Source organism: Bradyrhizobium sp. LVM 105 (assembly GCF_003957705.1).
Taxonomy (GTDB): domain Bacteria; phylum Pseudomonadota; class Alphaproteobacteria; order Rhizobiales; family Xanthobacteraceae; genus Bradyrhizobium; species Bradyrhizobium frederickii.
The window spans coordinates 383,472-402,471 of record NZ_QZMV01000004.1; the positions used below are offsets into that span (position 1 = coordinate 383,472).

General features: G+C 65.7%; 19 protein-coding genes. 16 read left to right on the plus strand and 3 right to left on the minus strand.

Annotated elements, in window-relative coordinates; genetic code table 11:
* The first annotated feature begins 93 nt into the window (after positions 1-93).
* Entirely contained in the window at positions 94-471 is a 378-nt protein-coding gene (locus D6B98_RS14265) for a response regulator (RefSeq protein WP_126257628.1), read from the plus strand.
* Between the two features lie 60 nt (positions 472-531).
* On the opposite strand, the gene D6B98_RS14270 is transcribed toward D6B98_RS14265, so the two are convergent.
* Together D6B98_RS14270 and glk are read right to left on the minus strand one after the other, a co-directional pair.
* A complete protein-coding gene (locus tag D6B98_RS14270; protein WP_126257629.1) occupies positions 532-735 on the minus strand; it encodes a hypothetical protein in 204 nt (67 codons plus the stop codon).
* Between the two features lie 141 nt (positions 736-876).
* Entirely contained in the window at positions 877-1,875 is a 999-nt protein-coding gene (gene glk / locus D6B98_RS14275; protein WP_126257809.1) for a glucokinase, read from the minus strand.
* Between the two features lie 259 nt (positions 1,876-2,134).
* Here glk and pncA point away from each other — a divergent pair, with 259 nt between their 5' ends.
* The 14 genes from pncA to D6B98_RS14345 all read left to right on the plus strand — a co-directional run bounded on the left by pncA (position 2,135) and on the right by D6B98_RS14345 (position 17,929).
* Positions 2,135-2,773 carry a bifunctional nicotinamidase/pyrazinamidase gene (pncA, locus tag D6B98_RS14280; RefSeq protein ID WP_126257630.1) on the plus strand — a complete coding sequence of 213 codons (639 nt, stop codon included), beginning with the start codon at positions 2,135-2,137 and terminating at the stop codon, positions 2,771-2,773.
* A gap of 10 nt (positions 2,774-2,783) precedes the next feature.
* Complete coding sequence (locus tag D6B98_RS14285; protein ID WP_126257631.1) at positions 2,784-3,899, plus strand: alpha/beta fold hydrolase; 1,116 nt, start codon at positions 2,784-2,786, stop codon at positions 3,897-3,899.
* 139 nt (positions 3,900-4,038) lie between these two features.
* The gene (locus D6B98_RS14290; RefSeq protein ID WP_126257632.1) at positions 4,039-6,072 is read left to right on the plus strand and encodes an NAD(+) synthase; all 2,034 of its coding nucleotides are present in this window, start codon (positions 4,039-4,041) and stop codon (positions 6,070-6,072) included.
* Positions 6,073-6,102: 30 nt separating this feature from the next.
* Entirely contained in the window at positions 6,103-6,480 is a 378-nt protein-coding gene (locus D6B98_RS14295; RefSeq protein ID WP_126257633.1) for a GrlR family regulatory protein, read from the plus strand.
* A 91-nt stretch (positions 6,481-6,571) separates the two neighbouring features.
* Positions 6,572-7,816 carry a DUF1236 domain-containing protein gene (locus tag D6B98_RS14300; protein WP_126257634.1) on the plus strand — a complete coding sequence of 415 codons (1,245 nt, stop codon included), beginning with the start codon at positions 6,572-6,574 and terminating at the stop codon, positions 7,814-7,816.
* A 448-nt stretch (positions 7,817-8,264) separates the two neighbouring features.
* A complete protein-coding gene (locus tag D6B98_RS14305) occupies positions 8,265-9,080 on the plus strand; it encodes a sugar phosphate isomerase/epimerase family protein (RefSeq protein ID WP_126257635.1) in 816 nt (271 codons plus the stop codon).
* Between the two features lie 29 nt (positions 9,081-9,109).
* Positions 9,110-10,747 carry an ABC transporter substrate-binding protein gene (locus D6B98_RS14310; protein ID WP_126257636.1) on the plus strand — a complete coding sequence of 546 codons (1,638 nt, stop codon included), beginning with the start codon at positions 9,110-9,112 and terminating at the stop codon, positions 10,745-10,747.
* A 2-nt stretch (positions 10,748-10,749) separates the two neighbouring features.
* Positions 10,750-11,733, plus strand: coding sequence for an ABC transporter ATP-binding protein (locus D6B98_RS14315; RefSeq protein WP_126257637.1), 984 nt, complete (start codon positions 10,750-10,752; stop codon positions 11,731-11,733).
* Positions 11,730-12,716 carry an ABC transporter ATP-binding protein gene (locus tag D6B98_RS14320; RefSeq protein ID WP_126257638.1) on the plus strand — a complete coding sequence of 329 codons (987 nt, stop codon included), beginning with the start codon at positions 11,730-11,732 and terminating at the stop codon, positions 12,714-12,716. The genes D6B98_RS14315 and D6B98_RS14320 overlap by 4 nt, the downstream gene beginning before the upstream one ends.
* Positions 12,716-13,645 carry an ABC transporter permease gene (locus D6B98_RS14325; RefSeq protein WP_164718597.1) on the plus strand — a complete coding sequence of 310 codons (930 nt, stop codon included), beginning with the start codon at positions 12,716-12,718 and terminating at the stop codon, positions 13,643-13,645. The genes D6B98_RS14320 and D6B98_RS14325 overlap by 1 nt, the downstream gene beginning before the upstream one ends.
* A complete protein-coding gene (locus D6B98_RS14330) occupies positions 13,642-14,499 on the plus strand; it encodes an ABC transporter permease (RefSeq protein WP_126257640.1) in 858 nt (285 codons plus the stop codon). Before D6B98_RS14325 ends, D6B98_RS14330 begins: the two co-directional genes overlap by 4 nt.
* A gap of 282 nt (positions 14,500-14,781) precedes the next feature.
* Positions 14,782-16,632: a dihydroxy-acid dehydratase gene (gene ilvD, locus D6B98_RS14335; protein WP_126257641.1), complete on the plus strand. Its 1,851-nt coding sequence runs from the start codon at positions 14,782-14,784 to the stop codon at positions 16,630-16,632.
* A 409-nt stretch (positions 16,633-17,041) separates the two neighbouring features.
* Positions 17,042-17,359 carry a hypothetical protein gene (locus D6B98_RS14340; RefSeq protein WP_126257642.1) on the plus strand — a complete coding sequence of 106 codons (318 nt, stop codon included), beginning with the start codon at positions 17,042-17,044 and terminating at the stop codon, positions 17,357-17,359.
* A gap of 246 nt (positions 17,360-17,605) precedes the next feature.
* Positions 17,606-17,929, plus strand: a complete 324-nt coding sequence (locus D6B98_RS14345) for a hypothetical protein (RefSeq protein ID WP_126257810.1) — start codon at positions 17,606-17,608, stop codon at positions 17,927-17,929.
* A 138-nt stretch (positions 17,930-18,067) separates the two neighbouring features.
* Here the strand turns inward: D6B98_RS14345 and D6B98_RS14350 are convergent, their stop codons facing one another.
* Entirely contained in the window at positions 18,068-18,310 is a 243-nt protein-coding gene (locus tag D6B98_RS14350) for a hypothetical protein (RefSeq protein WP_126257643.1), read from the minus strand.
* Positions 18,311-18,324: 14 nt separating this feature from the next.
* Between D6B98_RS14350 and D6B98_RS14355 the strand changes: the two genes are divergently transcribed.
* Positions 18,325-18,822, plus strand: a complete 498-nt coding sequence (locus D6B98_RS14355; RefSeq protein WP_126257644.1) for a DinB family protein — start codon at positions 18,325-18,327, stop codon at positions 18,820-18,822.
* Positions 18,823-19,000: the final 178 nt, after the last annotated feature.

Sequence of the window (19,000 nt, forward strand, 5' to 3'; positions counted from 1 at the left end):
GGCGCCTCTGAATTAACGGCGCCCGCCACGAATTCGTGTATCCTCTCCGCAATTGATGTATGGTTAGCTTCGCAAGCTGACTGCGGAGTTGAGATGGCGGACGGACTCTCCGTTTTCCTGGTCGAAGACGAGGCGTTGATCCGGATGATGATCGCCGACATGGTGGTGGAACTCGGCCACCACGTCGTCGCGGAAGCGGACAATGTTCGGGACGCGAGCGCGTTCGCCATGACCGCGCAATACGATCTGGCCATCCTCGACATCAATCTCATGGGCGTCTACGTCGATCCCGTCGCCGACTTGATCGAACGTCGCGGCAAGCCGTTTCTGTTCGCCACCGGTTACGGGCCAGAACTGCTGCCGTCCTTGCTCCGGCGCCGGCCGATCCTGCGCAAGCCGATCGCAATGGATCAGCTCAAGGCGATGATCGATTCGATGTTTCCTGGAGCCTCGGCCCAGGCGCCGCACTGAGCGACGGCACAGATGCCGCACTGCTGACGATGAAGACGCCTGACGACAAGACGCCGCGGCTCAGCTGCGGCCGTTCTTCAGCACCCTGGCAATGGTGTGGGCCGTCATGGCCGCCCGGTCCGAGGCGCGCTGCGCGGCCAGCCGGTCTCGCGCCTTTTCCTCGATCAGGAGGTCGATCAGGGCCAGCCGCTTGTCCTCGTCGTCCGCCTCGCTCAGCAGGCGGTGATAGCGGTGATAGTCGAAACCCAGATCCTGCTTACGCATGTCACGCCCCCGCAACTACGCCACACACGGTCTGATTGTTTCGCATCGGGAACATATAGGCAAGCACGATCCTGCGTGGAACCGCGCGCTCGCCGCAATCACCTGTGAATATTGGAACGGCGCGGGGCTAGTTCCCGCAGCTCAATCCACGTTATGGTCGGCAAACATCTTCAGGCCGACGAAGCTAGCATCGGGCTTGATCACCAGCCTGGTCGGGATGTTGCGCAAATAGTCCTGGAACCTGCCCTTGGCTTCGAAGCGCGGCCGGAACGCGGAGGCGGTCAGGAACTCGGGAAAGCGCGGCACGATTCCGCCGGCGACATAGACGCCGCCGCGGGCGCCGAACGTCACCGCGAGATTGCCGGCGACCGAGCCCAAGATGGCGCAAAACATCTCGAGCGTCGCCCGGCTGACGGGACAGCTGCCCTCCAGGGCCGCCTTGGTGATGCCGGCAGCATCGCGATGCGGCACCTGAGCGCCGTCAACTTCCGCCAAGGCTTCGTAGAGATTTTGCAGCCCGGAACCCGAGAGCGCGCCGCGTTCGATGGAGACGTGGCCGAGGCGTCGGCGCAAGCGCGCGATCACGCGTTCCTCGCGCTCATTCTCCGCCGGCAGGGTCGCGTGTCCGGCTTCGGTGACGACGGCGAGGCGCGCGCCATGGCGTTGGACCAGACAGGAGACGCCAAAGCCGGTTCCGGGACCGACCACCAGCAACGGCTCTCCGGGCAGGCCATCGCCGCCGCCGAGCGGGATCAGATCGGCAGGCTGCAAGGCGGGCAGGGACCAGGCTACCACCTCGAAGTCGTTGAGCACGTGGACGCTGTCGAAGCCCAGAGCCGGTTGCAGCTCGTTGCCGTCGATGACCCAGGGGCTGTTGGTCATGACGCAGCGGTTGTTGGTGACGGGACCCGCCACGGCCAGCACGGCCCTTCGGGGCTGTTCGCCACCGGCCCGACGCGCCAGGACGTCCGCGATGGCCTCCCGCACCGTCGGAAAGTCGGCGACCTTTACATAATCGATCGGTCCGGATTGATCGCCTTGACCCAATTCTTGGCCCAATTCGCTCCGGCTCAGCGCGAAGCGCGCATTGGTGCCGCCGATATCGGCGAGAAGAATCTGTCCTGTCTTGCCGATATTCATGATCTCGTGGCCGCCGCCGCCTTCCGGCCTCGGCAACCCTGTCCTCCGCGCCTTCGACCCCATCCACCCGTCACGAACAGTTTCGAGAATCCGCCCTCGGGTGCGCCTAGTCAACACGGACGAGGCCAAACCGTTGCATCCTGGCGGCCGTAGTGACCAATTCGCGCAGGCTCCGCACGGTGGCGGCGGTTGCGAAGCTGGGCGGGAAGACCGACACTAAGGCGGGCCTGTCCGGCGGCCGGCGCGCCGGGCACATGGAATGAGACTGGCGATGAAGATTTCCGACCACGACGTGCTGCTGGCGATCGATGTGCAGAACGACTTCTGCACCGGCGGAGCGCTCGCCGTTCCCGGCGGTGAGAAGGTCGTCCCCGCGATCAACCGAATCGCCCAAAAATTCGCCAATGTGGTGCTGACCCAGGACTGGCATCCACGCGACCACGTTTCATTCGCGACGAACCATGCGGGCAAGCAGCCGTTCCAGACCATCGAGCTCGACTATGGCACCCAGGTACTCTGGCCGGCGCATTGCGTGCAGGGCACCTCGGGCGCCGAATTCCATCGCGATCTCGACGTCGTCAGGGCGAGCCTGGTGGTGCGCAAGGGGTTTCGCCGCGGCATCGATTCCTATTCGGCATTGTTCGAAAACGACCACAAGACGGCGACGGGCCTGCTCGGCTATTTGCGCGAACGTGAGCTGAAGACTGTCTTTGTCGCCGGTCTCGCGCTGGACTTCTGCGTCCGCTTCTCGGCGGAGGATGCGCGCAAGGCTGGGTTGGAGGTGGCCGTCATCGAGGACGCCTGCCGCGGCATCGATCTCGACGGCTCGGTGGCCGCGGCCCATCGGAGCTTTCGCGAGCTCGGCGTCTCCGTCGTCAGCCTCGAGGCGTTTTTATAAGGACCTCGTCATGGTGGACAAGATCGGCAAACGGCCAAGCGGACCGGATCGTGCTCCCGACGAGTCGTTGCTATGGCCGTTCACGGCAGCCCGGCTGGCCATGGACGCTTGCTTCTGGTGGGTCGAGCGCGGCCGGGCAGAGCAGGATGAGAGCAACCTGCCGTGGACGACGCCCAACCGCGTTGCGCTCGAGCTTGCGACGATGCGCCTGCGCGATTGCTCGCAGAGCCGGTCAGGTCAGCCCGTGCTAGTCTGCGCGCCCTATGCGCTGCATCGGGCTTTGATCGCCGATTTCGCGCCCGGCCACAGTGTGGTGGGGTCCCTGCAAGACGGCGGCATCGACCGGATCTATCTCACCGATTGGCGCTCAGCCACCCCCAGCATGCGCTATCTTTCGATCGACAGCTATCTCGGCGATCTCAATGTCGCCATCGACGAGATCGGCGCGCCGATCGATCTGGTCGGCCTGTGCCAGGGCGGTTGGCTGTCGCTGCTCTATGCGGCGCGCTTTCCGGCCAAGGTGCGGCGGCTGGTGCTGGTCGGCACCCCCGTCGACCTGTCGATCGATTCGCCGTTGTGCCGGCTCACCCGCAACGCGCCCGAGATGGTGTACGACCAGCTCGTCGCACGCGGTGGCGGTAATGTCAGCGGCGGGGAGATGCTCCGCTTGTGGTCCAAGGCGCCAAACCGCGATGATATCGTGGCGGCGTTGCAGAGGGACCTGTCGGACGAGGAAGGCGCGGCGCTGCTCGCGCGCTTCGACCACTGGAACGCGGAGACGCTCGATCTGCCGGGTGCGTATTATCTGGAGGTCGTCAACCGGATCTTCCGGGAGAACCAGATCGCCGGCGGCAGCTTCAAAGCGCTTGGCCGCACGGTCGATCCGAAGGACGTCAAGGCGCCGGTTTTCCTGCTCGCTGGGCTCGACGACGACGTCGTGCCGGCTGCGCAGGCGCTCGCCACAGCTGGTCTTCTCGGCACGCCGCCAGCCTTCATTGCTGCGGCTTCCGAGCCGAGCAACCACCTTGGCCTGTTCATGGGGGCGCGCACCCACGCGCATGCCTGGCCGCGGATCGCCGAATGGCTGCGCGACGACCTGTCGGGCGTGCTGGCCCGCAGCGCATGAGCTTGTCGGGCGCGAACCGGCGGCCCTGCAAATCCGTTATGCATGACGGCGGATGGCCTGCACGCGCCCCGGCCGATGGGCTACATATGATCCGGAGCTGACGGCTTCGGCAGCGAAGAGACCAAGGGTACTGCGCTCGATGACTTTCCACTCGATCTACGCCCACGGATTTGCGCGCGTGGCGGCCTGTGTCACCACGTCCCATGTCGCCGATCCCTCGGCCAACGCAAAGGCTGTGCTGGCGGCAGCCAACGCCTGCCACGAGCAGTCGGTGGCGGTCGCGGTGTTTCCCGAGCTGTGCCTGTCCGGCTATGCCATCGAGGATCTGGTCAAGCAGGACCCGCTGCTCGATGCCGTCGAGCGCGGCCTCGCCGGCCTGGTCGAGGCCTCCGCGGCACTGATGCCGGTCCTGATCGTCGGCGCGCCGCTGCGCTTTGGCCATCGCATCTACAATTGCGCCGTCGTCATACATCGCGGCAACGTTCTCGGCGTGGTGCCGAAGACCTATTTGCCGACCTACCGCGAATTCTACGAGGGCCGGCACTTCGCCTCCGGCGCCGGCATGGTCGGGGAAACGATCGCGTTCGGCGGGCTGCATGCGCCGTTCGGCGTCGACCTGCTGTTCTCGGCCGAGGACGTTCCGGGCCTCACCATCGGCGTCGAGATCTGCGAGGACATGTGGATCCCGGTGACGCCGGCCTCGGAGCTCGCGCTCGCCGGCGCGAGCGTGCTGATCAATCTCTCGGGCAGCCCGATCACGATCGGCCGGGCGCGCTCGCGCGCGCTGCTGTGCCAGTCGACATCGGCGCGCTGTCTCGCGGCTTATGTATACTCCGCCGCCGGGGCAGGGGAATCGACCACCGATCTGTCCTGGGACGGCCAGACCTCGATCTACGAGAACGGCGTGCTGCTGGCCGAGGGCGAGCGCTTCCGGCAGAGCGGCCAGATCACCACTGCCGACATCGATCTCGACCTGCTGAGGCAGGAGCGCGCGCTGATGGGCACGTTCGACGACAACCGCAGGCAGCGCGAGGCGTTTTTCCGCAAGGTGACATTCGCGTTGAAGCCACCGGCCGCCGACATCGGCTTCCTGCGCAAGGTGGAGCGTTTCCCGTTCGTACCGAGCGACGAAAGCCTGCTCGAGCAGGATTGCTACGAGGCCTACAACATCCAGGTCGCAGGTCTCGTGCAGCGCATGCGCGCCACCGGCACCAAGCGCGTCGTGATCGGCGTCTCGGGCGGGCTCGATTCCACCCACGCGCTGATCGTCGCCGCCAAGGCGGTCGATCTGCTCGGCCTGCCGCGCGAGAACATCCTGGCCTACACCATGCCGGGCTTTGCCACCGGCAGCGAGAGCAAGACCCACGCACTGGCGCTGATGCAGGCGCTGCAGACGAGCTGGCAGGAACTCGACATCCGCACCACGGCGACGCAGATGCTGAAGGACATCGGCCATCCCTTCGGCCGGGGCGAGAAGGTCTACGACGTCACCTTCGAGAACGTTCAGGCCGGCCTGCGTACGGATTATCTGTTCCGGCTCGCCAACCATCACGGCGGCATCGTGATCGGTACCGGCGATCTCTCCGAGCTCGCGCTCGGCTGGTGCACCTATGGCGTCGGCGACCAGATGGCGCATTACAACGTCAATGCCGGCGTGCCGAAGACGCTGATCCAGCACCTGATCCGCTGGGTGATCTCGTCCAGGCAGTTCAGCGCCGACGTCAACCGCACGCTCGGCGCGATCCTGGCGGCCGAAATCTCGCCCGAGCTGGTGCCGGTGGAGGCCGGCCAGAAGCCGCAGAGCACGGAAGCGTCGGTCGGACCGTACGAGCTGCAGGATTTCAACCTGTTCTACACGCTGCGGTTCGGCATGCGCCCGTCCAAGATCGCCTTCATGGCGCAGCACGCCTGGAAGGACGTGGCCAAGGGCGAATGGCCGCCGGCCTTCCCGAGCGACCGGCGCAGGGCGTATGATCTGCCCGAGATCCGCCGCTGGCTCGAAGTGTTTCTGCGCCGCTTCTTCGCCTTCAGCCAGTTCAAGCGCTCGGCGATGCCGAACGGCCCGAAGGTCTCGGCGGGCGGCTCATTGTCGCCCCGCGGCGACTGGCGCGCACCGTCGGATTCGAGCGCGGCGGCCTGGCTCGAGGATCTCGAGCGGAACGTGCCGAACTGATCGGGCGGCGGATCGGTGGGGGATGATCGGATGTCGGCGGTGGATGGAGCACAGGAGGAGCCCAGGGTCGTCAACGGCCTCTACATCTTCGACATCGAGATGCGCGACGGCAAGCGCGGCCAGGCGAGGGGCGTCGTGGTGCTCTGCGACGGCCGCATCATGGGTGGCGATAGCTATTTCTATTACACCGGCAGCTACACCTTCCGGAACGGAAAGTGGCGCGGCGACATGATCGTCAACCAGCATACCGAAGCCGTCGGCAGGACGCTCGCCTTCGGCGGCAGGGAGGTCACCTGCGGTTTCTCGGGCGACTATTCCGCCGGCGGCGCCGAGGTCGAAGGCATGGCGCTGGTCGGCAAGACCAGTGTGACATTCACAGCCCGCCTCACGCTCAAGGACGCGATGTAAGCCCGGTTTGATCGCCCTCGTTCCTCCTCAGGAACCTTCGCACCCACAGTACGTTTGCCTGTGTTGTTGCGAATTTTCGAGGAGAGGGACTATGCGCAGGCACTTGATGCTATCGACTGCGGCTATCGGATTGATGCTTGCTTCCGGCGTCGCCTACGCCCAGGCGCCCGGTGAGCGCAAAGACGAGCCGAAACGGACCGAGGAGCCGGCGAAAGGCGCCGCGCCGCAGCGCGGCGGCGCCCAGGAACGTGTTCAAGAGCGTGCACAGGGCGCCCAGGAGCGACTGCAGGGCGCGGGCCGCGAGGAGAAGGGCGGCGCTGCCAAGGAGGCCAACGACGACAAGCGCCAGCCGGCCAATTCTGCCGAGCGTAACCAGCCGAAGGCCAGAGATCAGGCACAAGAATCCCGCGAGCCTGCGCGCGATCGCAACCGTGAAGCCGAGAGTGCGAAACCGGGACGCGACGGCAAGAGCAGCGCAGAGACGAAGCAGGACAAGTCTGCGCCGCAGAAATCAACGGCCGAGACCGAGAAATCCAGGACCGGTCCCGCCGGTCAGCAGAACGAGCGGACTGGGGCTGCGGCCAACCAGAAGGAGCAGAACCAGGCCCAGCCGCCGCGCAATGCTGCCGATCAGCAGCAGCCGGCGCAGCAGACCAACCGGCCAGCCACCGCGACGGACACGAGCCGGACGGCTCCGACCAACAATGCGCAGACCGCGCCTTCTGGTACGCAGACCAATCAAGCCACCCAGACCACCCAGACCAATACGCAGGTCAATCAGCAGGCCCAGGTGACGTCCGAGAAGCAGGTGCGGATCTCCGAAACGGTGAGCAGGGCGCGCCTGGCCCAGCCGGAGCGCAATCTGAACATCTCGATCCGGGTCGGCGAGACGATTCCGCCGCGCGTGCGTCTCCACCGGCTGCCGCCCGAGATCGTGTCGATCGAGCCGGCATATCGCGACTACGAATATTTCGCCACGGATGACGATGTCGTCATCGTGGAGCCGCGTACGCATCGCATCGTCAGCCAGGTGCCGCGCGATCCGTCGCGAGCCCGCGCGCAAATGGGCGGCGCCGCCTCATCGAGCATGGCGGCGGCCGGCGCAAGTAACGTGAACTGCCAGGTCATGCGGCGTGACGCGTCGGGCAATGTCGCCCAGGCAGAACCCTCAACCGTGGGATCGACCGCGCGCGGGGATTCCATGAGCGTGATGGTGCAGATGCCCGGCGGCGGCTCGTCCGCGCCGATCGCCCTCGGCGCCGCCGCGGGCAATATCGTGGTCGCAACACAGGGGCAGGGCGACTGCACGGTGACGATCGAACCGCAGACGCGCTGAGCGAAACACGACGCTGAAACGACAACGCGCCGCCCGGATGCCCCAACCGGACGGCGCGTTCTTGCGTTCAATCTCAGAAAGTGTCGAGGTCCGGAGTGCCTAGGAGTCCGGACCTCGTCACCTTGCCCCAGCCTTCAATCCCCCGCCCCATGTGGTCCCCCAACCCCGTGGCGCGCGATCAGAGGATGATGCCCGTGGAAGTGGCCGCCGATCGATGTCCGGCGATGTACGCGAAGCTTGGTTAGGATTCCATTCCGGATCACTACGGACACGATAACGGTTGCGGTGTGTTCGTTCGGCATCGGCGCCGCGATCGCTGTCGTCTGAATCCGGAGCGCGCGGTCAAGATGTCCACATCTCCCGGCGCTGCGAAACCTGCATTTCACCGGCCTGTCATCGAACTGGTCTAGCGCTGCTCCCGTCATCGCTGACGGTCAAGGAGCAAGCCATGTCGAAGCCGGTGCTGGGCGCCGCATTGTCCATCAAGTCGATACCCGCGCATCGCGATTGGCTTCTGGAGCGGCAGCGCGATCTCGAAATCCAGGATTTCTTCCGCGCCGATCTTCTCGACAGCGATTGGCGCAGCACCGCTGGCGAGATCAAGCAGATGCTGTCAGGCCATACCGGCCGGCTCGGCATCCACGGTCCGTTCTGGGGCTTCAAGATCGACAGCCACGATCCCATGATCCGTCAGGCGGTGACCAAGCGCCTGCTTCAGGGGCTGGATGCCGCCGAGTTCCTCGGCGCGACGCAGATGGTGATCCATTCGCCGTTCACGACCTGGGATCACAACAATCTCGATCTCTATCCGGACAATCGCAACAATCTCGTCGAGCGCGTCAAGGCGACGCTCGCCGAAGTGGTCGCCCGCGCCGAAACCGTCGGCTGCGAGATCGTCATCGAGAACATCGAGGACAAGGATCCGCGCGACCGCGTGCGTCTCGCCAAGGCACTCGAAAGCGCCAAGGTTCGCGTCTCGCTCGATACCGGTCACGCCAACTACGCCCACATCTCCACCGGCGCGCCGCCGGTCGACTACTACGTCGAGACCGCCGGCGACATGCTGACGCATGTGCATCTGCAGGACACCGACGGCTTTGCCGACCGGCACTGGGCCCCGGGCGAGGGCAACATCCCCTGGGTCGCCGTGTTCCGCGCGCTGGGACGGCTGACGTCCAACCCGCGCCTGATCCTCGAACTTCGCAATCACGACGATGTCCGCGCCGGTGCAGCCCATCTCGCCGCGCTCGGTCTCGCCGAATAACAACATCATCCAGGGCAGGGGTTACCGCCATGAGCAAATTTACCCGTCGCACCATCCTGAAATCCGGCGGCGCGGCCGCGAGCACATTGCTGCTGCCGCGCTTTGCCATCGCGCAAGGCGACAACCGTCCGTCGGTGACGATCGCCGTGCAGAAGGTCACCAACGCGAACGTGCTCGACGTGCTGCGCGAGCAGTCCAATGTCGGCGAGCGTGTGTTCTTCTCCTCGATCTGGGAAGGTCTGATCTCGAAGAACTGGCGCGGCAATTTGGAAGCCGTGCCGGGCCTTGGCACCGAATGGCGCCGCCTCGACGACCAGACCGTCGAGGTGAAGCTGCGCCAGGGCGTCAAGTTCCACAATGGCGACGAGCTTACGGCCGACGACGTCGTCTTCACCTTCAGCCGCGAGCGCATGTTCGGCGAGAGTGAGGCCAAGAACCGCTCCACGATCAAAGCGTTCGAGAAGATCCCGACGCCGCGGCCCGGCAAGGAGCTGCCGCCTGATGTGCCGGCCGTCGCCCGCCGCATCTGGCCGGACCTCGTGCGCGTCGATGCTGTCGACAAGTACACCGTGCGCTTCTACAACGCGACGCCCGACGTCACCATCGAGGGCCGGCTGTCGCGCTACGGCTCCGACATCATGAACCGCCGCGCCTGGGAGGAGTCCGCGAGCTATCTCGACTGGGCGCGCAAGCCCGTCACGACCGGCCCCTACAAGGTCGTCGAGCTCAAGCCCGATGTGTCGCTGACCCTGGAAGCCCACGACGAATATTGGGGCGGCCGTCCGCCGCTGAAGCGCATCCGCTTCCTCGAAGTGCCTGAAGTCGCGAGCCGCATCAACGGCCTGCTGTCGGGCGAATACCAGTTCGCCTGCGACATCCCGCCGGACCAGATCGCCGGCATCGAGAAGAATTCGGCGTTCGAAGTGCAGGGCGGCACGATTCAAAACCACCGCCTGACCGTGTTCGACAAGAACCACGCCGTGCTCGCCAATCCGCTGGTGCGGCGCGCCTTCACCCATGCGATCGACCGCCAGGCCATCGTCGACAGCCTGTGGGCCGGCCGCACCCGCGTGCCGAAGGGCCTGCAATGGGAGTTCTACGGCGACATGTTCAACGCCGATTGGAACGTGCCGGCCTATGATCCGAAGCTGGCGCAGGATCTGCTCAAGCAGGCCAATTACAAGGGCGATCCGATTCCCTACCGCCTGCTCAACAATTACTACACCAACCAGGTCGCGACCGCGCAGGTGCTGGTCGAGATGTGGAAATCGGTCGGCCTCAACGTGCAGATCGAGACCAAGGAGAACTGGTCGCAGATCATGGAGCGCGCGCCGACCCGCGCCGTGCGCGACTGGTCGAACTCGGCGGCGTTCAACGATCCCGTGTCCTCGCTGGTCGCCCAGCACGGACCGAACGGCCAGCAGCAGCAGATCGGCGAATGGACCAATGTCGAGCTGAACAAGCTCTCGGAATTCCTGGAGACCTCGACCGACCGTGCCGCGCGCAAGAAGGCGTTCCGCCGCATGCTGGAGATCGCCGAGCGCGAGGATCCCGCCTACACGGTGCTGCACCAGAACGCGACCTTCACCGCCAAGCCGAAATCGATCAAGTGGAAGGCCGCGCCGGCTTTCGCGATGGATTTTCGCGCCGGCAATTTCGAGGCGTAGCCGTGGCGCCGCTGGTCAACATTGCAGGTCTCAGCGTCGCCTTCAGCGGCGTGCCGGTCCTGCGCGGCGTCGATCTCACCCTGCACAAGGGCGAAGCCCTCGGTCTCGTCGGCGAGTCCGGCTCCGGCAAGTCCGTGACCTGGCTCGCCGCACTCGGCCTCCTGCCGCGGCATGCGCAGGTCTCCGGCAAGGTGACCCTCGAGGGGCGCGAGATCCTCGGCGCGCCGGCCACCGAGCTCGACCGCGTCAGGGGCGGGCGTATCGCCATGATCTTCCAGGATCCGGCGAGCTCGCTCAACCCGGTGCTGACGATCCGCAGGCAGCTCTGCGAAGCGCTGGCGCTGCATCGGAATCTCCAAGGTAATGCCTTGAAGGCGGAAGCGCGGCTGCTGCTCGATCTCGTCGGCATTCCCGACGCAGGCCGGCGGCTGGACGCCTATCCGCACGAATTTTCCGGCGGCCAGGTCCAGCGCATCATGATCGCGATGGCGCTCGCGGGAAATCCGGACCTCCTGATCGCGGACGAGCCGACCACGGCGCTCGATGCCACCATCCAGGCGCAGATCCTGGAGCTGCTCTCGACGGTTCGCCGCGAGCTCGGGATGGCGCTGGTCCTGATTAGCCACGATCTCGGCGTCGTCGCCGAGAACTGCGACCGCGTCGCGGTGATGTATGCCGGCCGCATCGTCGAGGAAGCTCCCAGCAACCAGCTCTTCGCCGATCCCGCGCACCCCTATGCGCAGGGCCTGATCGGTGCACTGCCGCCGCTCGACGGGCCCCGCCGGCGCCTCACCGCCATTCCCGGAACGGTGCCCGATCCCGCAAAAATGCCTGGTGGATGCGCCTTCGCGCCGCGTTGCGCGCTGGCGTATGAGCCGTGCGGGCTCGCCGCGCCGAGCCTGGCGCCGATCGCGGATGACCGCCGCGTTGCCTGCATTCGCGCCGAGGCCTCCCGCCGCGCGCTGCTTGGGATCGCCGCCGAATGAGCCCGCGGCTCGTCGAGGTGTCCGCGATCTCGCGCAGCTATGCGATGCGCTCGGGCATGTTCGGCCGAGCTACGGCCGTGCACGCCGTCGACGGCGTGTCGCTCGCGATTGCCAAGGGGCAGACGTTGGGTCTCGTCGGTGAGTCCGGCTCGGGCAAATCGACAACGGGGCGTATCGTGCTCGGTCTCGAGCCGCCCGATCGCGGCGAGGTGCGGTTCGACGGCAAGCCGATTGCGATGCCCGCAACGGCCGCATGGCGCGCGCAGCGGGCGCGCATGCAGATGATCTTCCAGGACCCGCTCGGCGCGCTGGACCGGCGCTTGCCGGTCGCAACTCAAATCCGCGAGCCGCTCGACATTCACGGCATCGGCACGCCCGCGGATCGCGAGGAGCGCGTCCGCGAATTGCTGCGCGCGGTCGAGCTGACGCCGGCGCATGGCGCGCGCTATCCGGGTGCGCTCTCCGGCGGCCAGCGCCAGCGCATCGTGCTGGCGCGGGCGCTCGCCACCAAGCCCGATTTCCTGGTCTGCGACGAGCCGGTCAGCGCGCTCGACGTCTCAATCCAGGCCCAGGTGGTGAACCTGCTCTGCGATCTCCAGGCGGAGCTGTCGCTGACGCTGTTGTTCATCAGCCACGATCTGCGCGTCGTCCGGCAGATCAGCAACATCGTCGCGGTGATGTATCTCGGCCGCATCGTCGAGATCGGCAGTGCCGACGATCTGTTCGCGCGGCCGGAGCATCCTTACACGCAGGCACTGGTCTCGGCGTCGCCGGCACCTGGCCGCCGCAGTGCGGGCCGCATCGTGCTGGCGGGCGATCCGCCGAACCCGGCGGCGCGCCCGCAAGGCTGCGCCTTCCATCCGCGCTGTCCGCGCGCGATTGCGCGCTGTGCAAGCGAGGTGCCGGCGTTGTCCGCTGTCGGCGACGACCGTCAGGTGGCCTGCCACCTCGTCACGGGCGTGCAAACGCGGGATGCGGCGTGATGGGACGCTATTTCGCCGTCCGCATCGGCCGCGCCGCGCTCACGATCGTCCTCGTCGTCACCTTCGCCTTCATCGTGTTGCGGCTGTCGGGCGATCCCGCGCTGATGATCCTGGGACCAGAGGCGCCGCCCGAAGTGCTCGCGGCGTTCCGCAAGGCATGGGGCCTCGATGATCCCATCTGGGCGCAATATTTCGACTATTTCGGCGCCATCGCCAAGGGCGAGCTCGGCCGCTCCATGCGCGACGGACGGCCCGCGATCGAGCTGGTGCTGGAGCGCATCCCGGCGACGCTGGCGCTGACCCTGCCGGCCTTCTTCTTCAAGGTCGCGATCGGCGTTCCCGCCGGCATCTACGCCGCGCTGCACCGGGGCTCCGCCATCGATCGCGCCGTGATGACCACGGCGGTCGCGGGCTTCACCGTGCCGAGCTTCGTACTCGCGCTGATCCTGGTCCTGGTCTTCGCGGTGCAGCTCGGCTGGCTGCCGTCGGGCGGGCAGGACAGCTGGCGCCATGCCATTTTGCCGATCACGACGCTGAGCTTAGGGGGCGCTGCCGTGCTGGCACGCTTCACCCGCAGCGCGATGCTGGAGGTGCTGGGCCAGCCCTATATCCGCACCGCCTCGGCCAAAGGCCTGCCGTGGCGCAAGGTGGTGACGTCACATGCGCTGCCGAATGCGGCGATCCCGACCGTGACCATTCTCGGCTTCATGGTCGGCACGCTGATCGCGGGCGCGGTGGTGGTTGAGAGCGTGTTTGCCTGGCCGGGAGTAGGGCGCCTGCTCGTCGTCGCCGTCGCCAACCGCGACCTTGCCGTCGTGCAATGCATCCTGCTGTTGGTCGCCATGACCATGGTCACGTCAAACCTGATCGTCGACTTCCTCTATGGCTTCCTCGATCCGCGCCTGCGCGCCAAGGGAGCGCATGCATGACCGACGCCGCGCTGAAGGACACGGCCAGACGCCGCATCAGCCTGCCGGCAATCCCGGTCTCGGTCGCCCTCGCGGTGACCTGGATCGTCGCGATGCTCGTGATCGCCGCCTTCGCCGAGAAGATCGCGCCCTATGGCTTCACCCAGCTCGACCTGCGCAACCGGCTGGCGGCGCCCGGCCATGCCGCGCACTGGCTCGGCACCGACGAGCTCGGCCGGGACGTGCTGTCGCGGCTTCTCGTCTCGATCCGCATCTCGCTGCTAATCGCCTTCGGCGCGACCGCGATTTCGGCGATCGTCGGCACCATGCTCGGCTTCCTCGCCGCGCATTTCCGCGGCGCCGTCGAGCAGCTCGTGCTGATGCTGACCGACTTCCAGGCCAGCATGCCGTTCCTGATCATGGCCCTCGCCGTGCTCGCCTTCTTCGGCAATTCGTTGCCGCTCCTGATCGGCTTGATGGGCCTGTTCGGCTGGGAGCGCTACGCCCGCATCGCGCGCGGCCTTGCCATCTCCGCCAACGCGCAAGGCTATGCCGCCGCGGTCCGCCAGCTAGGGGCGACGCCGCCGCGGATCTACTTCAGGCACATCCTGCCCAACATCGCCTCGACCTTGATCGTCTCGACCACGCTGGTCTTCCCCGAGGTGATCCTGATGGAATCGGGTCTGTCCTTCCTCGGCCTCGGCGTGCAGCCGCCGATGACCAGCCTCGGCAACATGGTCGGCTACGGCCGGGAATATCTGACCCGGGCGCCCTGGATCATGCTGACCCCGGCCACCACGATCGTGATCACCACGCTGGCCGTCTCCGTGATCGGCGACTGGCTGCGCGACCGGCTCGATCCGACGCTGCAATAGGGGCTCCGACGCCCCCGCCGTCATTCCGGGGCGCGCCGCAAGGCGCGAACCCGGAATCCATTGTCCCGCGGGTGCTGCCGCCCGATGGATTCCGGGTTCGATGCTGCGCATCGCCCCGGAACGACGGGACGTAACGACGAAAACCCCGCGCCGGGAGCAGGGGAGCCCTGTCATGCCCAAGTTCCCGTTGCGCCCCGCCACCCCGTGCGCTATCCGGCCACAAAGGCCTGAGGCGGCACCAGATTTTCCCGCCCTTAGCCCAACCCGAGGACGGAAACCGCCATGCCAGCCTATCGCTCCCGTACCACCACCCACGGCCGCAACATGGCGGGCGCCCGCGGCCTCTGGCGCGCGACTGGCATGAAGGACGGCGATTTCGGCAAGCCGATCATCGCGGTGGTCAATTCCTTCACCCAGTTCGTGCCTGGCCATGTCCATCTCAAGGACCTCGGCCAGCTCGTCGCCCGCGAGATCGAGCAGGCCGGCGGCGTGGCGAAAGAGTTCAACACCATCGCGGTCGACGACGGCATCGCCATGGGCCATGACGGCATGCTCTACAGCCTGCCGTCGCGCGAGCTGATCGCCGACAGCGTCGAGTACATGGCCAACGCGCACTGCGCCGACGGCCTCGTCTGCATCTCCAATTGCGACAAGATCACGCCCGGCATGCTGATGGCGGCGCTCAGGCTCAACATCCCAGCCGTGTTCGTCTCGGGCGGCCCGATGGAGGCCGGCAAGGTCAAGCTGGCCGGCAAGACCAAGGCCGTCGACCTCATCGACGCCATGGTCGCCGCGGCCGACTCCAAGGTCAGCGACGACGACGTCAAGGTGATCGAGCGCTCGGCGTGCCCGACCTGCGGCTCCTGCTCGGGCATGTTCACCGCCAATTCGATGAACTGCCTCACCGAGGCACTGGGCCTCGCGCTGCCCGGCAACGGCTCGGTGGTCGCAACCCATGCCGACCGCAAGCGCCTGTTCGTCGAGGCCGGCCACACCATCGTCGATCTGGTTCGCCGCTATTACGAGCAGGACGACGCTTCGGTGCTTCCGCGCAACATCGCCAACTTCAAGGCGTTCGAGAACGCCATGACGCTCGACATCGCGATGGGCGGCTCGACCAACACCGTGCTGCATCTGCTCGCCGCCGCCCATGAAGGGCAGGTTGCCTTCACCATGAAGGATATCGACCGGCTCTCGCGCCGCGTGCCGGTGCTGTGCAAGGTCGCGCCCTCGGTCGCCGACGTGCATGTCGAGGACGTCCATCGCGCCGGCGGCATCATGGGCATTCTGGGCGAGCTCGATCGCGCCGGCCTGATCGACACCTCGGTCTCGACCGTGCACGCGCCGACCATGAACGAGGCGCTGGAGCGCTGGGACATCAAGCGCACCAAGAGCGAAGCGGTGCGCACCTTCTTCCGCGCCTCGCCCGGCGGCATTCCGACCCAGGTCGCCTTCAGCCAGGAGCGCCGCTACGACGAGCTCGACGCCGACCGCGAGAAGGGCGTGGTGCGCGATCTCGACCACGCCTTCAGCAAGGACGGCGGCCTCGCCGTGCTCTACGGCAATCTCGCGCAGGACGGCTGCATCGTGAAGACCGCCGGCGTCGACGCCTCGATCCTCAAATTCTCCGGCCCGGCGCGCGTGTTCGAAAGCCAGGACGCGGCGGTGGACGGCATTCTGGGCGGCAAGGTCGTCGCCGGCGAGGTCGTGGTCATCATCTACGAAGGCCCGCGCGGCGGTCCCGGCATGCAGGAGATGCTGTATCCGACCAGCTATCTGAAATCGATGGGCCTCGGCAAAGCCTGCGCGCTCGTCACCGACGGCCGCTTCTCCGGCGGCTCCTCGGGGCTGTCGATCGGCCATCTGTCGCCGGAAGCGGCAGAGGGCGGCAATATCGGCCTGGTCCGCACCGGCGACATCATCGCCATCGACATCCCGAACCGCAGCATCACGCTGGAGGTCTCCGATGAGGAGCTCGCCAATCGCCGCGCCGCCGAGGAGGCGAAGGGCGATGCCGCCTGGCAGGCAGTGGGTCGCAAGCGTAACGTCTCGACTGCGCTTCAGGCCTACGCCGCACTCACCACCAGCGCCGCGCGCGGCGCCGTGCGCGAGGTCAAGCGGCGCCTGAGGTAGGCGCCTGATCGGCGGCGCCGCAAGGCTGGATCGCAAGGCTGGATCGATTGCTCCGGAGCGGATGGCGACTCCACGCCAGCGCAGATGATGCGCTGTTGCAGGACAGTGGGGCCGGAGGTCTGCAAAGAAACGGCCCCCGCCGTCCGGGGTGTGGGCTATTGGGGGGTGGAGGCGAGAGCCGTTTGCGAAGTGGGCACCCGACAAGCGGGCTCGCCCGCCAGGCATCATCAACCTAATGCATTTGTCCACATCCCGCTATTTAAATTTCATTAATTTTTATTTTATTTACGATTTAATCGTGCCATCCTCTGGATAATGGCCGAAATCCATTTTTCCGAATTCGGCCCGAGGCCGTGGCACATTCGAAATCCGTCCGCAACGGTCCGGATTGTCAGTAGCGGAGTTAGCCATGAGTCATGCTCCATCACTCGTGCCGCAAGTCACGACCGACCGCGACGTCTATCTCGTGCTCGATGACTTCGGCCGGCGGCTGGGCCGCGCCTGGTGTGAGACGGCCGAGGAGGACGCCAATCGCGCGACCCTGCTCAGACATCTCGCCGAAGGCCAATATCTCCATCCGGTCCGTATCGTGGCCTTCAATACCGCGGAGGGATGGTCGCGAGATGCCACCGCAGATGTCGCCGACGAGCTTCGTCGCCGCTTTGTCGAACTCGAGGAGACCGATCCCTCGCTGCTGGAGTTCTTGGAAAGAGCTGCGAGGCATTGAGCTCGGCCATCGGAGGCGAATGAACGGGAGACGCCACGTCGCGCGTTGATGGGCGTGGTCAACGAGTTCTTACCGGTCGGCCGTGATCGGCCGTTCGCATTAAGGATGCCCTGATAAACTTCAGCGGCCCTGGATTTTGCGGCGTATAATGCGCCACCTTCGCAAATCCATTTCGGGCAACTGGGGCACCACATGATGTCGCGTACTCTTGCTGTTGTTTTCTCGACCGCCGTCGCCGCGATATCGATGACGGGCGCAGCCTCCGCCGGCTGCTACAATTGCTACACGCCGCCGCCGTGCCAGACCTGCTATCAGCAGCAATACGTGCCGCCCCAGTACCGCGCCGTCGACGAGACCGTGATGGTGTCGCCCGGCGCCGTCGTCGCACATCGCACACCCGCGCAATACCGCACCGTGATGGTGCCGCAGACAGTGATGGTCGCGCCGCCCAGCGTCCAGTACCAGCAGATCCCGCCGCAATACGCCACGCGCCAGCGCGTCGAGATGGTCTCGCCCGGCTACTCCTATTACGCCCCGGTGCAGATGAACTGCGCATCCTGCGGGTACTGAGCCGGACACAGCTGCGAACGGTTTCGAACGGCGCTCCTTACGGGGCGCCGTTTGCTTTTTGCCAAATGCGGGAGGCCGGTCGCCGTCAAGCCTCTGGATGAGGCTGAGCAGCGGCGCTCATTGCAACTGCGTTGATGCCTACGCGCGACGCCAGCCGCTATCTCCCACGGGGCCACCCAGCCGCGCATCGCGATCGTTCCACAGTTCGCGCGCCAATTGCATAACGCTTGAAATCCGCCCGTAAATGGTTGACGATCTCAAGGTCAGCCCGCCCATCGTGGCAACCTGATCAGCAGGCGTGCGCCGCAAGCACGGTATCAGCCAGCGCCAGCCGCCCCACTTCTGGGGCAGCATCCCGAAATCAGCCAACATCGAAACCATTGGAGTCTGAGAATATGATCTCAGCCGAATACTGCCGACTGATGGCCCGCTACAACACTTGGCAGAACGCCTCTTTGGTAACTGCAGCCGATGGGCTTACCAATGAGGATCGTTGGAAGGACCGAGGTGCGTTCTTCCAATCGATCGCAGCTACATTGAACCATCTTTATTGGGCTGATGCCCTGATACTGGAGCGACTAAAGGGGAACAAGCGTCCAGAGGAAACCATCAAGCACTCCCTCACAAATCCCTCGGATTGGGATTCCTTCAAGGCGCTCCGTATGCAACGGAACGAGGAAATCGAAGAGTGGTCAACGCTATTGCTCGACGCGGACCTGAACGGGACGCTTGTTTGGTATCCTGGCGACGGTTCAACTCGTGTCGAGAAGCCAAAGACGCTCTGTGTTATTCAACTGTTCAATCACCAGACCCACCATCGAGGTCAGGTCCACGCGATGTTGACGGCAGCGGGTGCAGAACCAGAGCCGACTGACCTTCATATGCTAGCATAGCCTGCGGTTGAGCTTTGATGAGGGTGAGAATGCGCCCCGTGACGCTCTCCAGCCTGATGGTTGAGCAGCTACAGGCTCACCGCGCACGGCAGGCTGAGGAGCTACTTGAGCTCGGCGTCAAGCTAAGCCGGGATAGCTTCGTGTTCGCGCAGGCCGACGGCAGCCCGATCAAACCGGG